15 protein-coding genes, 1 other RNA gene and 1 other annotated feature are annotated in these 16,054 nt (G+C 43.4%); of the genes, 14 read left to right on the forward strand and 2 right to left on the reverse strand.

Features of this window, described 5'->3' with window-relative positions:
• Positions 1-3: 3 nt before the first annotated feature.
• The 3 genes from B5G00_RS10060 to rnpB all read left to right on the forward strand — a co-directional run bounded on the left by B5G00_RS10060 (position 4) and on the right by rnpB (position 3,139).
• On the forward strand, positions 4-906 hold the full coding sequence (locus B5G00_RS10060; protein WP_087272285.1) for an aldose 1-epimerase family protein: 903 nt from the start codon (positions 4-6) through the stop codon (positions 904-906).
• Between the two features lie 63 nt (positions 907-969).
• Positions 970-1,209, forward strand: a binding site (T-box leader).
• Between the two features lie 103 nt (positions 1,210-1,312).
• Entirely contained in the window at positions 1,313-2,701 is a 1,389-nt protein-coding gene (locus B5G00_RS10065; RefSeq protein WP_087272289.1) for a TrpB-like pyridoxal phosphate-dependent enzyme, read from the forward strand.
• A gap of 88 nt (positions 2,702-2,789) precedes the next feature.
• Positions 2,790-3,139, forward strand: an RNA gene (rnpB, locus tag B5G00_RS10070) — RNase P RNA component class A.
• A gap of 93 nt (positions 3,140-3,232) precedes the next feature.
• Here rnpB and B5G00_RS10075 read toward each other — a convergent pair.
• Positions 3,233-4,537 (reverse strand): ATP-binding protein, encoded by a 1,305-nt coding sequence (locus tag B5G00_RS10075; protein ID WP_087272292.1) that lies wholly within the window; start codon positions 4,535-4,537, stop codon positions 3,233-3,235.
• A 15-nt stretch (positions 4,538-4,552) separates the two neighbouring features.
• Entirely contained in the window at positions 4,553-5,683 is a 1,131-nt protein-coding gene (locus B5G00_RS10080) for a bifunctional chorismate mutase/prephenate dehydratase (protein WP_087272295.1), read from the reverse strand.
• A gap of 187 nt (positions 5,684-5,870) precedes the next feature.
• On the opposite strand from B5G00_RS10080, the gene B5G00_RS10085 reads away from it, so the two are divergent.
• The 11 genes from B5G00_RS10085 to B5G00_RS10135 all read left to right on the forward strand — a co-directional run bounded on the left by B5G00_RS10085 (position 5,871) and on the right by B5G00_RS10135 (position 15,928).
• Positions 5,871-6,257, forward strand: coding sequence for a putative ABC transporter permease (locus B5G00_RS10085; RefSeq protein WP_087272297.1), 387 nt, complete (start codon positions 5,871-5,873; stop codon positions 6,255-6,257).
• A 69-nt stretch (positions 6,258-6,326) separates the two neighbouring features.
• Positions 6,327-7,253 carry an aspartate carbamoyltransferase gene (gene pyrB, locus B5G00_RS10090; protein WP_087272300.1) on the forward strand — a complete coding sequence of 309 codons (927 nt, stop codon included), beginning with the start codon at positions 6,327-6,329 and terminating at the stop codon, positions 7,251-7,253.
• Entirely contained in the window at positions 7,247-7,684 is a 438-nt protein-coding gene (locus B5G00_RS10095; RefSeq protein ID WP_087272302.1) for an aspartate carbamoyltransferase regulatory subunit, read from the forward strand. The genes pyrB and B5G00_RS10095 overlap by 7 nt, the downstream gene beginning before the upstream one ends.
• A 214-nt stretch (positions 7,685-7,898) precedes the next feature.
• Positions 7,899-9,218, forward strand: a complete 1,320-nt coding sequence (locus tag B5G00_RS10100; protein ID WP_087272307.1) for an aspartate kinase — start codon at positions 7,899-7,901, stop codon at positions 9,216-9,218.
• A 27-nt stretch (positions 9,219-9,245) separates the two neighbouring features.
• On the forward strand, positions 9,246-9,686 hold the full coding sequence (locus B5G00_RS10105) for a hypothetical protein (protein ID WP_087272311.1): 441 nt from the start codon (positions 9,246-9,248) through the stop codon (positions 9,684-9,686).
• A 13-nt stretch (positions 9,687-9,699) separates the two neighbouring features.
• Entirely contained in the window at positions 9,700-10,110 is a 411-nt protein-coding gene (locus B5G00_RS10110) for an acyl-CoA thioesterase (protein WP_087272314.1), read from the forward strand.
• Between the two features lie 151 nt (positions 10,111-10,261).
• Positions 10,262-10,633 carry a GntR family transcriptional regulator gene (locus tag B5G00_RS10115; RefSeq protein WP_087272318.1) on the forward strand — a complete coding sequence of 124 codons (372 nt, stop codon included), beginning with the start codon at positions 10,262-10,264 and terminating at the stop codon, positions 10,631-10,633.
• A complete protein-coding gene (locus tag B5G00_RS10120; RefSeq protein ID WP_087272321.1) occupies positions 10,630-11,532 on the forward strand; it encodes an ABC transporter ATP-binding protein in 903 nt (300 codons plus the stop codon). The genes B5G00_RS10115 and B5G00_RS10120 overlap by 4 nt, the downstream gene beginning before the upstream one ends.
• Complete coding sequence (locus B5G00_RS10125) at positions 11,507-13,606, forward strand: DUF6449 domain-containing protein (protein WP_087272325.1); 2,100 nt, start codon at positions 11,507-11,509, stop codon at positions 13,604-13,606. Before B5G00_RS10120 ends, B5G00_RS10125 begins: the two co-directional genes overlap by 26 nt.
• Before the next feature lie 136 nt (positions 13,607-13,742).
• The gene (locus tag B5G00_RS10130) at positions 13,743-14,654 is read left to right on the forward strand and encodes an ArsR/SmtB family transcription factor (protein ID WP_087272328.1); all 912 of its coding nucleotides are present in this window, start codon (positions 13,743-13,745) and stop codon (positions 14,652-14,654) included.
• A 104-nt stretch (positions 14,655-14,758) separates the two neighbouring features.
• Positions 14,759-15,928: a galactokinase gene (locus tag B5G00_RS10135; RefSeq protein WP_087272331.1), complete on the forward strand. Its 1,170-nt coding sequence runs from the start codon at positions 14,759-14,761 to the stop codon at positions 15,926-15,928.
• The last annotated feature ends 126 nt before the right edge of the window (positions 15,929-16,054 follow it).

The following is a 16,054-nucleotide window of genomic DNA, read 5'->3' on the forward strand; positions in this document are numbered from 1 at the left end:
CAAATGTATCGTATAGAAAACCCATATTTAAAAGTGGAAGTATCTTCTCATGGAGCTGAGCTTCAGAGTATTTATGACAAGGAGACAGAGAAAGAAGTTCTCTGGCAGGGAGACCCTAAATACTGGGGAAGACGCTCCCCGATACTTTTCCCTAATGTAGGGAGACACAGCGGAGATTTTTATATCTGGAAGGAAAAGAAATTTTCTACAAAGCAGCATGGATTTGCAAGGGATATGGAATTTTCCTGTATAGAGGAAAAGGAGAATGAGCTGGTCTTTTCTCTGCAGGATACAGAAAAGACTAAAGAATATTTCCCCTTTTCCTTTGAACTCCGTATTACCTACAGTCTTTCGGATAGAGAACTGCAGGTAAAGTGGGAAGTAAAAAACCGGGATCAGGAAACCATGTTTTTTACTATAGGAGGTCATCCGGCTTTTCGTGTGCCGGTTCTGGAGGAAACAGTTCAGACGGATTACAAGCTGCTGTTTAAGGGCAATAAAGAGCTGGAATACAAGCTTATCTGCCCTGGAGAAGGTACAGCAGACTCCTCCCATTGCTATAAGCTTTCCCTGGAAAAATATGGAGAATATGATGGCTGCAGAATTACAGAGAATATGTTTGACCGGGATGCTTTGATCTTTGACAAGGGACAGGTGCAGTGGGCGGCAATCGGCTATCCGGATGGAAAGCCCTATCTTTCTCTGGAATGTGAGGGATTTACCCATTTTGGCATCTGGTCCGTTCCAGGGGCTCCTTTTGTCTGTCTGGAGCCTTGGATGGGAAGGTGCGATGATCATGGATTTGCCGGTGAAATTTCAGAAAAACCGGGTATACTGAAAGTGGAGCCTTCAGGTACTTTCCAAAAATCCTATAGGATTAAAGTTTTCACTCCCCAGAGTGACTAATGAATTTTAGAGAAGAAATAGGTTGACATACCGAGAAAGGATATGTTATAAAGTATTTATCATGTTAAACCGTTGAAGAAGAGTGAGTACTTTCTGAGAATAGTCTGAATACAGAGAACTGCAGGGGGTGGAAATGCAGTATCAGCGTCAGAGAGGAATGGGCTTCTGAGGGCAAGCAGAAATTACAGTATGTGAGCCGGAGAGGAAACTCCGTTACGAAACCCAGCATATGAAGTATGCATTAAGCGGATATGTAAATATCAATTTGGGTGGCACCGCAGGATTTAAACTCTTGTCCCAAGGAACAGAAATTGTTTCCTGGGCAGGAGTTTTTCTTTTGTATAGATGCCTGCCGAAATACGGACTTCCGCTGACAAGAAGCAAACAAGTGAAAGGAGAATAGACAATGGCAAGAAACAAAGAGATCCCTTATAAAATCTATCTTGAAGAAAGCGAGATGCCAAAACAGTGGTATAATCTCAGAGCGGATATGAAAAATAAACCTGCGCCTCTGCTGAATCCGGCTACTATGAAACCTATGACGGCAGAAGAGCTGGGACAGGTCTTCTGTAAAGAACTGGTAGAGCAGGAACTTGACAATACAACTGCTTACATTGATATTCCTCAGGAAATCCAGGACTTTTATAAAATGTACCGTCCCTCACCTCTTGTAAGAGCCTACTGTCTGGAGAAGAAACTGGATACGCCGGCGAAAATCTACTATAAGTTTGAGGGGAATAATACCAGCGGAAGCCATAAATTAAACTCTGCAATTGCTCAGGCTTATTATGCTAAGAAACAGGGGTTAAAAGGTGTAACTACGGAGACAGGAGCCGGACAGTGGGGAACAGCTCTTTCCATGGCCTGCGCTTACCTTGACCTTGACTGCCAGGTATATATGGTGAAGTGCTCTTATGAACAGAAGCCATTCAGAAGAGAAGTTATGAGGACATACGGCGCTTCCGTGACACCTTCTCCTTCTGAAACAACAGAAATTGGAAGAAAGATTCTGAAAGAACATCCGGGAACTTCTGGAAGCCTTGGCTGCGCTATTTCTGAAGCAGTAGAGAAAGCCACTCATCAAGAGGGTTACCGCTATGTACTGGGAAGCGTACTGAACCAGGTACTTCTTCATCAGACGGTTATTGGCCTTGAAACAAAAACTGCCCTGGATAAATATGGAATTGTTCCGGATATGATCATCGGCTGTGCCGGAGGCGGTTCTAATCTGGGAGGATTGATCTCACCATTTATGGGAGAAAAAATCAAAGGAGAAAGAGATTATCAGATTATTGCAGTAGAGCCTGCTTCCTGCCCAAGTTTTACCAGAGGAAAGTTTGCCTATGACTTCTGCGATACAGGTATGGTAACGCCTCTTCAGAAGATGTATACCCTGGGCAGTAACTTTATTCCTTCTGCAAATCATGCAGGTGGTCTCCGCTATCATGGAATGAGTTCTATTCTGTCACAGCTTTACCATGACGGACTGATGGAAGCAAGGTCTGTAGAGCAGACTTCTGTATTTGCTGCTGCCGAGGAGTTTGCAAGGGTAGAAGGCATCCTTCCGGCCCCTGAGAGTGCTCATGCCATTAAAGTTGCCATGGATGAGGCAAAGAAATGTAAAGAAACCGGGGAGGAAAAGACCATTGTCTTTGGGCTGACCGGTACCGGATACTTTGATATGTATGCTTACGAAAGCTTTAATGACGGAAAGATGACAGACTATATTCCTACAGATGAAGACCTGGAAACTGGCTTCGCAGGACTTCCAAAAGTGCCGGAAGATCTGGCATAAGCAGAGAAAAAGCATATGGAAGCAGAAATGTAGAATAAAAAAGGATTTACTTTTTCTGCAAGGATATGATATACTGAACCTCATGTGATAAGTAGAATAAATAATCGCGGCTGACAGTACCGAAAGGGGTCAGGTGAGGAAAGTCCGGGCTTCACAGGGCAGGATGCCAGATAACGTCTGGTGGAGGTGACTCCAAGGACAGTGCAACAGAAATGTACCGCCGGAGAAATCCGGTAAGGGTGGAAGGGCAGTGTAAGAGACTACCGCTTTCCTGGTAACAGGAAGGGCATATGTAAACCCCATCCGAAGCAAGACCGAATAGAAAACAATGTGGCTGCCCGTCACGTTTTCAGGTGGGTCGCTTGAGCCTGCCGGCGACGGCAGGACTGGATAGATGATTATTCACGACATAACCCGGCTTATCGTTCTGCTTATCACATAAAAAAAGCGTATCCCTTAATTCCTATTCCAGGAAGAAGGGGTACGCTTTTTTTATTCTATAGGAGCCCTTAGACTCCCCTGCAGAATCTTTTATGCCTGTTGACCTAAAAGATAATCAATAAACTGCTGGGCAGTTCTTCCGGACAGGCCGCCATGGCGCAGTTCCCAGGCATTGGCCTGCTGGAAAAGTTCCTCCTGGTCCATATGCAGACCATGCTTTTGGGCCAGGGTCAGTACAATCTGCTGGAACTCTTTCTTACTGGGTGAACCAAAGTAAATGGTTACGCCGAAACGATAAACCAGGGAGAGTTTTTCCTGCACAGTATCATTTGTATGAAGGTCATCATCCCGGTCAGCCTTGTCGCTGAATTTTTCCCGGACCAGATGCCGGCGGTTGGAGGTAGCATAGATTAGGATATTATCTGGTTTTCGTTCCAGACCTCCTTCAATTACAGCTTTCAGATATTTATATTCGATTTCAAAATCCTCAAAGGACAGGTCATCCATGTAGATAATAAATTTGTAATTCCGGTTTTTAATCTGGGCGATCACATCATTCAGGTCTTTGAATTGGTGTTTGTATACTTCAATAATACGCAGGCCTCTGTCATAATACTGATTAAGGATTGCTTTGATACATGAGGACTTTCCAGTTCCTGCATCTCCAAAAAGAAGACAGTTATTGGCCGGCTTTCCATTTAAGAAGGCCTCTGTATTGTCAATCAGTTTTTTCTTGGCAATTTCGTAACCCACCAGGTCATCCAGATGCACATGGGCAATCTTAGTAATGGGAACGATTTTTACCCGCTGGTCATTGGGGCCGTGTTCCAGACGAAAGGCTTTGTGGAGACCAAGTTTTCCTACACCGTAATCTTTGTAAAAGTCTACCATATGTTTCATGAATTCTTCCGGAGAGTTGGAAGCGGCCAAAAGATTGCTTAAAGTGTTCAGACGGCTGCTGATCCGTTCATTAAACTGTTTGCTCCCATGGCTGTCATTTTCATATTCATTAATCAGATGGCAGCAGGAGGATGAGCCGTAAAAATTTTCAAAAGCTGAAAAATCCAGGTTAAAAAGGTCCTTGAAAATCTCAAAATCATGGAGAGCAAGCTGGTTAATGGTGCCTTCCACTGGGCCGGTGATCTCACAGGCAGTACTGAAAGCATTTTCATGATTGGCAAGGAGATAGGTAAGATAGCTGTGCCACAGATTTCCCGTAAAACCATAGGTGCTGGCCATTTCTACCAGCCGGTTCATGCAGCTGTAAAACAAAGATTTGGACTTGCCAGGCTCTTCTGGCTCAAGACAGCAGATTTCCAAGGCTCTGGACATGTCTTCCAGGATATCTCCCTGCTGAAAATTTCGGTATAAGATACATTCGTCAATATTAAACATCCTTCTGATTCCTTTCTAATAATTGCCGTGGATACGGAAATTCTGAGTTTCAGCCTCCAGACCCCGGAGGGCATTCTTTACAGCACTGTCACTTAAATTCCCCTCAAAATCCACAAAAAAGCGGTATTCCCAGTTGCGCCCATGAATAGGCCGGGATTCAATCTTGGTCATATTCAGTCCATTATAGATGAAATGAGACAAGCTGTTGTAAAGACTTCCGCTTTCATGGGGCAGTTCATAGCTGACACTGATTTTACCTGCATTTCGGCAATAGATTTTATCTCTGGTAACAATAATAAATCTGGTAGAGTTTCCAGCGTTAGTATATATATTCTCTTTCAGCACGGAAAGACCGAAAAATTCAGCAGCATAGGGACTGGAGATAGCTGCCTGGGTATGGTCTCCTTCTTCTGCGATTTTCTTGGCTGCAGCAGCTGTGTTTCCAAATTCATGAGTTACCCACTCTTTGTGAGACTCCAGGAAGACTCTGCATTGCATAAGGGCCTGAGGATGGGAATAGACATCTGTAATTTCTTCCATGGAAGTTCCAGGAAGACCTACCAGAGCATGCTGACAGGGGATGATCTGTTCCCCTACGATTACATGGTCATACTTGGTCAGCAGGTCATAATTGTCCTGGACAATGCCTGCAGTAGAATTTTCTATAGGCAGAACAGCAAAATCAGCGTCATAGTTTTTGATTGCTTCCATGGCATCTTTCCAGGTATCTACATGAAAACTTTTGATGTTTTTTCCAAAAAAAGTATTCATGGCGGCATAGCTGTAAGCACCTTCTACTCCCTGGAACACTACAGTGACGTCTTCTTTTTTCAGAGCATCTACAGGGGAAAAAAGCGGATCCCATGTGCCTTTATGTTCCTCCATAAGCTGATACTGGCGCTTTCTGCTGATAGACATGATCTGCCGGTAGAGTTCATAAATTCCTCTGCTGTTAAACTCTCCGGAAGCCTGACTGCTGAGGGTCTCCAATTTTGCCTTCTCTCTGCTGGCATCAAAAACAGGTTTCTTTGTCTCTATTTTAAACCGGGCCACCTTTTCCGCCACGGCCATTCTCTCTTCAAAAAGCCTGACGATCTGATCGTCGATATGGTCGATTTCATCTCTGAGCTGGGTCAGATCTAACATTTGTATCTTCCTTCCTTTTTCATAAAGTTATTATGCTTATGATACACCGACAGATTTTCTCCCGCAAGTCTTTTGTTCCGGAAATTAGAAGAAAACCTGAAACCTTCTGCTCTTCAGCATGTATGAAGCATCTGGGACAGAGACATAATAAAGAAAAACTATAATCATTAAAAGAGGAGAAGAAGATATGAAAGGTGATTTTCTGCGGTGCGGAGCCACAGGCTGGTGCCTTGAGATCTTCTGGACAGGCCTTCATGCAGCAGGAAGAAAGGAATGGAAAATGATGGGACAGTCTTCTTTGTGGATGTTTCCCATATATGGTATGGCTGCCTGTATAGGTCCACTATCCAGATATCTGAAAAAGATTCCTGCCATATTGCGGGGGAGCCTGTATATGACGGGAATCTTTGCGGCAGAATTCAGTACGGGACTCCTCCTGAAACATTATAATGTATGTCCCTGGGATTATAGCCGTTATCCACTGAATTATAAAGGTGTGATCCGACTTGACTATGCGCCCCTGTGGTTCTGTACGGGACTGCTTTTTGAAAAAATATTGTCTCATGAAAAGTGAAAATTCTTGAAATACCCCTGGAAGTAGTATATGATAGTAAAAAAGTCAAACATATACAGGAGGTAATCTATGAGACACTTAATGAGTCCGTTGGATTTATCCGTAGAGGAATTGGACAAGGTTTTAGATCTGGCCAATGATATTGAAAATAATCCGGAGAAATACGCTCATAAATGTGACGGAAAAATTCTTGCAACTTTGTTTTATGAGCCAAGTACACGTACACGTCTCAGCTTTGAGTCGGCAATGCTTCGTTTGGGAGGAAAGGTCCTGGGTTTTTCCAGCGCTAATTCCAGTTCAGCGGCAAAAGGCGAGAGTGTGGCAGATACTCTCCGGATGATTTCATGTTATGCGGACATCTGCGCCATGCGCCATCCAAAGGAGGGTGCGCCTCTGGTAGGCTCCATGGCATCCCAGATTCCGGTGATCAATGCAGGCGACGGAGGACATCAGCATCCTACTCAGACATTGACAGATTTACTTACCATTCGTTCTATGAAAGGGCGGCTGGATAATATTACCATTGGTCTTTGCGGAGATCTGAAGTTTGGCAGGACCGTACATTCTCTTATTGAAGCGTTGGTGAGATACGAAGGCGTAAAATTTGTGCTGATCTCTCCAGAAGAACTGAAGATACCGGATTATATCCGGGAGGATGTACTAAAGGCCAGCGGTCATGAATTTCAGGAAGTAGAAAGACTGGAAGACGCTCTCCCCAAACTGGATCTGTTATACATGACCAGGGTGCAGAAAGAAAGATTCTTCAACGAAGAAGATTATGTGAGAATGAAGGATTTCTATATTCTGGACAAGGCAAAAATGGAGCTTGCCGGCCCAGATATGCTGGTGCTTCATCCGCTGCCAAGAGTAAATGAAATTTCCATAGAGGTGGACTCAGATCCCAGAGCAGCTTATTTTAAACAGGCAAGATACGGGGTTTATGTCCGCATGGCACTGATCCTGAGTCTGCTGGGAATGGGGGTAGAATTATGTTAAATGTAGGACAATTAAGTGAAGGTGTGGTTCTGGACCATATCAAAGCCGGTAAGAGCATGACCATTTATCATGATCTGGAGCTGGATAAACTGGATTGTTGTGTGGCAATTATTAAAAATGCCAGAAGCAACAAAATGGGAAGAAAAGACATCATCAAGGTGGAATGCCCCATTGATACCCTGGATCTGGATATTCTGGGATTTATCGATCACAATATTACGGTGAATATCATCAAGGACGGAGAAATCGTAGAGAAGAAAAAACTAAGCCTTCCTAAAGAGGTCCACAATGTGATCAAGTGTAAAAACCCCCGGTGTATTACCTCCATTGAACAGGAACTGGAACAGATTTTTATCCTGGCAGATCCTAAAAAGGAAATTTATCGCTGCAAATATTGTGAGGAAAAGTACAGAGGAAGCAGAAACAAATAAAAATATATGAAAAGAGGCTGTTCTTGAAGGATATTTTCAGAACAGCCTCTTTTCATCAAGGTACGGTGCTAAAAAGGCAAAAGAGGACAGAAATATAGAAAATCCAAAGAAAACACTGGACATTTGACAGGGAAAAAGCTATTATTTATACAATGCGGAAAAGCATTCTGTCATAGGAAAGCAGATTAGAAAGCCCCTAAGGAGGATATATGAAATGAAGAAAGTTGTAAAATTCGGAGGAAGTTCTCTGGCCAGTGCAGCACAGTTTGAGAAAGTGGGAGCTATTATCCGGGGAGATGAAAGCAGAAGATATGTGGTGCCTTCAGCTCCTGGAAAACGTTTTTCTGAAGATACAAAGGTTACAGACTTATTATATGCCTGCTACCGCAGTGCCGGAGATGAAGAGAGATTCCCAAAAATCTTAAAAGAAATCAAAAGCCGCTATCAGGAGATCATAGACGGACTTGGACTGTCTTTATCCCTGGAGGAGGATTTTGCTTTGCTGGAAGAAAATTTCAATAAGCAGATCGGAGAGGAATATGCGGCTTCCAGAGGGGAATATTTAAATGGAAAGATTATGGCGGCTTATCTGGGATTTGCCTTTGTGGACCCGGCAGAGATGATCCGTTTTGACGGAAATGGCCAGTTTGACGGCGAAATAACGGAAAAACTGGTGGCTAAAAGACTGGGAGACCTGGAGCGGGCAGTAATTCCGGGATTTTATGGCGCGAAGGAAGACGGAACGATTAAAACCTTCTCAAGAGGAGGATCTGATATTACAGGTTCTATTGTAGCAGGAGCTGTTGATGCAGATCTATATGAGAACTGGACAGATGTGTCAGGCTTTCTGGTAACAGATCCCAGGATTATCCAGAATCCGAAACCTATCGATACCATTACATACCGTGAGCTGAGAGAGCTGTCCTATATGGGAGCCACGGTTCTTCATGAAGATGCGATTTTCCCTGTGCGTAAAGCCGGTATCCCTATTAACATCCGCAACACCAATGCTCCGGAAGATCCAGGTACGATGATCGTAGAAGATACCTGCAAAAAGCCCCCCTATACCATTACCGGTATTGCAGGAAAAAAGGGCTTCTGTGCTCTGAACATCGAAAAATCTATGATGAACTCAGAAATCGGATTTGGCAGAAAAGTGCTGCAGGTACTGGAAGAACAGGGGATTGCTTTTGAGCATATTCCATCGGGGATCGATACAATGACAATTTTCATCCACCAGGATGAATTTGCCCAGAAAGAGCAGCAGGTAATTTCAGGAATTCACCGGGTAGTGAAACCAGATTATATGGAACTGGAGACAGATCTTTCTCTTATTGCAGTCGTGGGCAGAGGCATGCGTTCCAACAGAGGCACAGCTGCCAGAATTTTTGCGGCTCTGGCTCATGCCAATGTAAACGTTAAGATGATCGACCAGGGCTCCAGTGAGCTGAATGTAATTGTAGGAGTCCGTGACGAGGACTTTGAACCGGCAATCCGGGCGATATATGATATTTTTGTGGAGACTCAGATTTAAGAAGGACGGAAAATAGGAGAAGATAGTATGAAAACCAGAAAAAATTCATTGCTTCGATGGGTAGCCATGATTGAACTGGTCTTGGGTGCCTATGACTTGATGAATGGACTGATGTCTGCATTTGTACTGATTACGGATTTGGAAGGAGTTACAGCTTCTTTTACAGAGAGTGGAGTGGAATTTTCTGTTCCGATTCTGGTAATTTCTGTAGCGATCACCTGTATAGGGGGTCTTATTATGGTTTTGGCAGGAGCCATGGGCATGATTTTTGCATCTATTCCAGGAAAGCAGAAACTTCCTCTTTACTGCGGTTACGGTCTCTTTGCTTTTGTAATCTTGTCAGCGGTTATACAGATCGCATTTATGGGAGCTGGTCTTCCTTTGTCCATGCTTCTCTCCTTAGTTCTCCATGGACTTTATATGTGGGGAGCTGTAAAGAATAAAAAAGAACTGGAAGCAGGAGTATAAGAGGCGTCAGATTATGAAATATGAACATAAAACTCAGTATTATGAAACAGATCAGATGGGGATCATTCATCATTCCAATTACATCCGGTGGTTTGAAGAGGCCAGGGTGGACTTTATGGAGGGATGCGGCTTCTCTTATGCCCAGATGGAAAAAGATGGACTGATCAGTCCGGTGCTTTCTGTGTCCTGTGAATATAAGACTATGACTCATTTTGGAGATACTGTTGAGATAGAAACAGAAATTGTAAAGTATAACGGTATAAAACTGGAGCTGTCCTATACAGTCAGAGATAAGGAAACAGGAGAGGTGCGGTGTCTTGGAAAAAGCAGCCACTGTTTCCTGGACAGAGAAGGAAGACCGGTTTCACTAAAAAGAGGCTGGGACAAATACCATCAGGGCTTTTCGAAAGAAAGTGTTAAATAAGTATTACAATCCGGATTTCTTGTTGACAAAGAAGTCCGGATTTTTTATACTACAAGTGTACTAAGACACATAGTACACTTGATACGCAGTGAAATTATCAACTCCGCTGCTTGCGGAAATAAGACATGACTGATGGAAAGGAGGAGCCGGATTGATTGTTATTGATTATCAGAATCGGAAACCTATCTATGAACAGATCGTGGAAAGATTTCAGATGCTGATCGTAAAAGGTATTCTGGAGGCAGATTCCCAGATGCCATCTGTCAGGACTCTGGCCAGTGAGCTTTCGATTAATCCAAATACAATCCAGAAAGCCTATACGATCCTGGAGCAGCAGGGATATATCTATCCTGTAAAAGGCAGGGGGAATTTTGTGTCAGGAAATCAGACCCTGAAAGAAAAAAAGGAGGAAGTTTTTTTCCAGAAGCTGCGGGACGTTATTCAGGAAGGAAAAGAGCTGGGAATTGAAAAAGAAAGATGTATTGCCAAAACGTCTGAATTTTATGAGGAGGATAAAGTATGATAAAAACAGAGGGGCTGTGTAAGAGATTCGGCTCTCTTCAGGCTGTGGATCACATATCTCTCACAATAGAGGACAACAGCATCTTTGGTTTGGCAGGGACCAATGGAGCGGGAAAGAGTACTTTCCTCAGAATGCTGGCCGGTGTGCTGAAACCGGACGAGGGAAAGATTTCAGTAGACGGAGAGCCGGTTTTTGAAAATCCCGCGGTTAAGGAAGAAATTTTTTTCCTGCCGGATACCGCCTACTTTTTTCCAAATGCGTCTATTGCAGATATGGAGGAATATTACGCTGCCTACTATCCACGGTATGACAGGAAGAAAGTAAAAAGCCTGACTGAAAAGGTAGGATTAGAATATAAGAGAAAAATCAGTACTTTTTCCAAAGGGATGAAAAGACAGGCAGCTTTAATATTGGGAATCAGCGCAGGAACAAAATATCTTTTCTGCGATGAGACTTTTGACGGTCTGGACCCGGTGATGCGTCAGGCGGCAAAGAGCCTGCTGGCCTATGAGGTGGCCAACCGCTCTTTTTCCCCGATTATTGCATCACATAACTTAAGAGAACTGGAAGATATCTGTGATCATGTGGGACTTCTTCACAAAGGAGGCGTGCTTCTCTCCAAAGATATTGAAGAAATGAAAGAAAACATCCATAAGGTTCAATGTGTGATACCAGATGAAAAGGATGAAGAGGAACTGCTGAAAGAATTACAGGTGGTCAAATCGGAAAAAAGACTTTCCCTGCTGACTATGGTAGTCCGGGGAGACAGGGAGGAAATCATGAGAAAGATCCAGAGGCGGAATCCTCTTTTTGCAGAGGCCATTCCTCTGACATTGGAAGAAATATTTATCAGTGAAACGGAGGTGGCAGGTTATGACATCAAGAAATTATTTACTTAAAACTATCGGGGGAAATATCCGGAGGAATTTCTGGCTGATGATTTTATTCTTCCTTGCCTTTCTGGTAGTTATGCCGGCCAGTACCCTGACGGCATTGGATGGGGCAAAATATATCGATACCACAAACTTTACTGTTAACATGACAAATACTTTTATCCAATGTATCAGAAGCTCTCTGGTTCAGGTTATAGTGGCCGGCTGCGGAGCTCTGGCGGCTCTTTCGGTCTTCTTTTACCTTTATTCCCAGGAGAAGACAGATTTTTACCACAGTCTTCCCATGAGAAGAGAAGGATTGTTTATGGCACAGTTTTTAAGCGGATTCAGTCTGTTTCTGATCCCTTATGTATTAAACCTGCTGCTGACTCTTGCTATAGGGTTGGTTTACGGTGCAGTGAACCAGACAGCCCTGAGTATTTTGGTAATACATACCCTTCTGGCGGTGATTTATTTTCTGGCAATCTATGGAGCGGCGGTCCTTGCCATCCTGCTCACAGGAAACCTTTTTACAGGTACGCTGGGATTTATGACACTGATGTTTTACGGGCCAATCCTCTATATGACTTTTACCAGACTTAATGCCAGATTTTTTGAAACAATCGTACAGGAGATGGACTATGATTTTGGGATTTTTCTAAGCCCTCTTATTGCCTATATCAGCGGGGGAACAGTGGATTGGACCTGGAAATCTTTGTGTATATATTTCCTTTACGGAGTTGTTCTGGCCCTGGTTGTGATCCTGGCGGACATATTGGTTTACCGGATACGTCCTTCAGAAAGCTTCCATAAAGCCATTGCATTTAAAAAGCTGGAGCCAGTGATCAAGGTCTGCGGGATACTTCCTCTTTCCCTGCTCTGTGCTCTGTATTTCAGCGGTTACATGTATAACCAATTTTTCTGGATGGTCATCGGCGCAGTAGTGCTCACTCTGATCTTTTCCATGATCTTCGATTTCCTCTGTAATATGGATATCCGTATGGCTCTGAAGCCTAAGGTATCAACAGGGGTGATTCTGGCAGTTTTGATACTGATTCTTGGAGGATACCGGACAGATATCACAGGAGTGGATACTTTTTTACCAGATGAAGAGAAGGTTGCTTCTATGTCTCTGTATCTTCCCAGTGTCAGCGGTCAGTTCCAGTATCCGGAAAGCAGTGTGACGGAAAGCCCTACATATACCACATTCTCACTGAATCAGTGGGTAGAGGATTTCCAGGAGATTTACGCGCTGGCAGAAAAGAGTGTGGAATATGTCAGGGACCATGAGGCCTATGCATCAGATGTGCAGAGTCTCCGGGAAAACGGTGATCCAGAGCAGACGATGGTTATGATCTATATAGGCTATCACATGAAATCCGGACAGGATGTATACCGAATGTACTATATACCGGAGACCGAGGAACTGGTAGAAAATATCGGACGGGTATATGACACCTGGGAATACAGAGAAAAGATTTTGCCTACCAGCTATATCGATACAGAAAAAATTGAAAATATTTATACCTACAGTTTTACAGAATCAGGAAAGGCTTTAACTTTATCTGATGAAAATCAGGAAAGGCTGCTAAAAACCTACCAGGAAGAACTGGAAAATATGACCTTTGACCAGAGCCGCAGGGAGAAGCAGGTAGGATGGCTGGAACTTCAGGAAAAGGCAGAACCGGAGATCAGTGCTATGGGATACAGCGTGAATAGTACCTATACTTATAGCTATAACCTTCCAGTATATGCGAGCTTCGAGAAGACCAGAGCTATGCTGGAAAAGCTGGGGAATCCTATGGCTGACAGTATTGAGCCAGACCAGGTAGAATCTATCTTATTGAGCAGGTATTCCTATGAAAGCGGGGAAGAACAGTACCTGGAAAAAGAATACCGCACGGAAGAAGACATTGAGAAGCTCCTGGCCCAGGCTACTTTCCGTGACGAGCGCTTTACTGTAGGAAGCCATGTAAACTACCAGGTTTCCTGTGAGATTACCTGGAAGGACAGTAAAAAAGATAAGATAGCATTTTATATTTTTGAAGACAGCAGTCTGACAGATATTTTAGAACAATTAAATCAAGGGAATACTGACTAACAGATTTGCATAGAGAAAGGATCAGAGCAGAATACCTGAAAACAGGCTGCTTTGGTCCCTTTTTCGTTGACAAGTAAGAGGAGAGAAGGGTAAAATAGAATAAAATATTTGTTTTAAAACAGCGGAGATATTGCAAATGGACAGAGAATTAAATTTAGAGAACGAAAAAGAACTGACAGCATTGGGCAAGGCCCTTTCCTCAGAAGCCCGGATCAGAATTCTCAGTTTATTGGGAAACGGTCCTCTGTGTGTAAATGAGATTGCAGAAATGCTGGACATACCGGCTTCTTCTGCAGCCTTGAATATCCGTGTTCTGGAAGAGGCAGGCCTGATCCGCACAGAATTGAAACCAGCGGCAAGAGGTTCCATGAAAATGTGTATTCCCCAAGAAGGAAAAGTAATCCTGGATCTTCAGAAACAGGAGGAGAAAAAGAAAGAAGAGATAATTTCCATGCCGGTGGGAAACTATGTGGACTATCGGATCACCCCTACCTGCGGAATGGTAAACGAGGAAGGCTATATTGATGGAGAAGATGAACCCAGATGCTTCTATGACCCTAAGCGGACAACGGCAAAACTGATCTGGTTTTCTTCCGGATATCTGGAATACCGGTTCCCTAATGCGGCTCTTCAGGAGGAACCGGCCAGAGTCTTAGAGTTTTCGGCAGAACTGTGTTCAGAGGCACCGGACTATAATCTGGACTATCCTTCAGACATCACTTTATGGATTAACGGAAAAGAAGCGGGAACCTGGATCTGTCCTTCGGACTTTGGAGGAAGAAGGGGAAAACTGAACCCTGACTGGTGGGAGGACAGCAAGAGCCAGTATGGAAATCTGAAAACCTGGAGACTGGACCGTTCCGGAACTTATCTGGATGGAGAGAGAAGCGCTCCTTTTAAGATAGAGGATTATGATCTGGAAAAAGGCCCTTATATTTCTGTGATCATAGGAATCAAAGAACAGGCAGAACACATAGGAGGGGTGAATATATTTGGAAACTGCTTCGGCGACTATCCTCAGGATCTGGTTATGAAAGTAAAATTTTAAAAAGGGGGTTTACAAACAGGCAATCTGTGCTATAATTGCGATAGAAACATAAAAAATGAAATAAAACATAAAAAATGTTTTAAAAGCAAAGCATGGAGGTAGAAATGATGCTGCAATTGATGGAAAAGTTTCAGAAGCTTTTTGGAGAAGGAGGAGATATTCGCTCTTACTTCTCACCGGGACGTGTAAATCTTATCGGCGAGCACACAGATTATAACGGGGGACATGTTTTTCCCTGCGCGCTGACTATTGGAACCTATGGCGTGGCAAGAAAGAGAGGGGATAGGAAAATCCGTCTTTACTCTGAAAATTTCAGCAAAATGGGCGTTATAGAAACCAGTCTGGACGACCTGGTATATCAGGACAGTGCAGGATGGACCAATTATCCCAAAGGGATTGTCTGGACCTTTCGTGAAAAAGGCTATCCCATTGATAAAGGTTTTGACATGCTGATGTATGGAAATATTCCTAATGGCTCAGGTCTTTCTTCTTCTGCCTCTGTGGAGCTTCTTATGGGAATTATTCTGAAAGATATGTTCGGCTACGAAGATCTGACCATGATAAACCTGGCTCTGATGGGACAGTATGGGGAAAACAATTTTAACGGTATGAATTGCGGGATCATGGATCAGTTTGCCATAGCAATGGGGAAAAAAGACCATGCGATTTTCCTGGATACCCAGAATCTTCAGTACGAATATGCGCCAATCCATATGGAAGGCTGCAAAATTGTTATTGCTGCAAGCAACAAGAAGAGAAAACTGACAGATTCTAAATATAACGAGAGAAGAGCGGAATGTGAAGAAGCCCTGAAAGATATCCAGAGTGTGAAGACTGTTCAGGCTCTTGGGGAATTGTCTGAGGAAGAGTTTGAGGAGATAAAAGACGTTATAAAAAATCCGGTCTGCAGGAAAAGAGCAAAGCACGCAGTCTATGAAAATCAGAGAACAGTTCGGGCGGTTAAGGCTCTGAAAAATAATGAACTGGAAACTTTCGGAAGACTGATGAACGAATCCCATATATCTCTGAGAGATGATTACGAAGTTACGGGGAAAGAGCTGGATACCCTGGTAGAAGCAGCCTGGAAACAGGAAGGCGTTATCGGTTCAAGAATGACAGGGGCAGGCTTTGGAGGCTGTACAGTCAGTATTGTAAAAGAGGATAAGGTAGAGGATTTTGTTAAAAATGTAGGCGGAATTTACGAAAAGACCATAGGTTATGCAGCAGACTTTTATGTAGTGGAGATTGGTGACGGAACAAGAAGGATTTCTTAAAGAAGCAATAGAAAGCTTCCTGTATACTATAAATCAAGGAGTTGACCAAAGAAAATACCTCAAGTAAATTTAGATTATTACTGACCTGGCGAGTTGGTAAAATCTAAAAACACAAGAGGTATCTGA

This window comes from Blautia sp. An46 (genome assembly GCF_002161645.1).
GTDB lineage: Bacteria > Bacillota > Clostridia > Lachnospirales > Lachnospiraceae > Blautia > Blautia ornithocaccae.

What these genes read in the sequence shown, in the direction of transcription:
- B5G00_RS10060 (WP_087272285.1), top strand. Translation starts at nt 4, where the DNA reads ATGTATCGTATAGAAAACCCATATTTAAAAGTGGAAGTATCTTCTCAT.
- B5G00_RS10065 (WP_087272289.1), top strand. Translation starts at nt 1,313, where the DNA reads ATGGCAAGAAACAAAGAGATCCCTTATAAAATCTATCTTGAAGAAAGC.
- B5G00_RS10075 (WP_087272292.1), bottom strand. Translation starts at nt 4,537, where the DNA reads ATGTTTAATATTGACGAATGTATCTTATACCGAAATTTTCAGCAGGGA.
- B5G00_RS10080 (WP_087272295.1), bottom strand. Translation starts at nt 5,683, where the DNA reads ATGTTAGATCTGACCCAGCTCAGAGATGAAATCGACCATATCGACGAT.
- B5G00_RS10085 (WP_087272297.1), top strand. Translation starts at nt 5,871, where the DNA reads ATGAAAGGTGATTTTCTGCGGTGCGGAGCCACAGGCTGGTGCCTTGAG.
- pyrB (WP_087272300.1), top strand. Translation starts at nt 6,327, where the DNA reads ATGAGACACTTAATGAGTCCGTTGGATTTATCCGTAGAGGAATTGGAC.
- B5G00_RS10095 (WP_087272302.1), top strand. Translation starts at nt 7,247, where the DNA reads ATGTTAAATGTAGGACAATTAAGTGAAGGTGTGGTTCTGGACCATATC.
- B5G00_RS10100 (WP_087272307.1), top strand. Translation starts at nt 7,899, where the DNA reads ATGAAGAAAGTTGTAAAATTCGGAGGAAGTTCTCTGGCCAGTGCAGCA.
- B5G00_RS10105 (WP_087272311.1), top strand. Translation starts at nt 9,246, where the DNA reads ATGAAAACCAGAAAAAATTCATTGCTTCGATGGGTAGCCATGATTGAA.
- B5G00_RS10110 (WP_087272314.1), top strand. Translation starts at nt 9,700, where the DNA reads ATGAAATATGAACATAAAACTCAGTATTATGAAACAGATCAGATGGGG.
- B5G00_RS10120 (WP_087272321.1), top strand. Translation starts at nt 10,630, where the DNA reads ATGATAAAAACAGAGGGGCTGTGTAAGAGATTCGGCTCTCTTCAGGCT.
- B5G00_RS10125 (WP_087272325.1), top strand. Translation starts at nt 11,507, where the DNA reads ATGACATCAAGAAATTATTTACTTAAAACTATCGGGGGAAATATCCGG.
- B5G00_RS10130 (WP_087272328.1), top strand. Translation starts at nt 13,743, where the DNA reads ATGGACAGAGAATTAAATTTAGAGAACGAAAAAGAACTGACAGCATTG.
- B5G00_RS10135 (WP_087272331.1), top strand. Translation starts at nt 14,759, where the DNA reads ATGATGCTGCAATTGATGGAAAAGTTTCAGAAGCTTTTTGGAGAAGGA.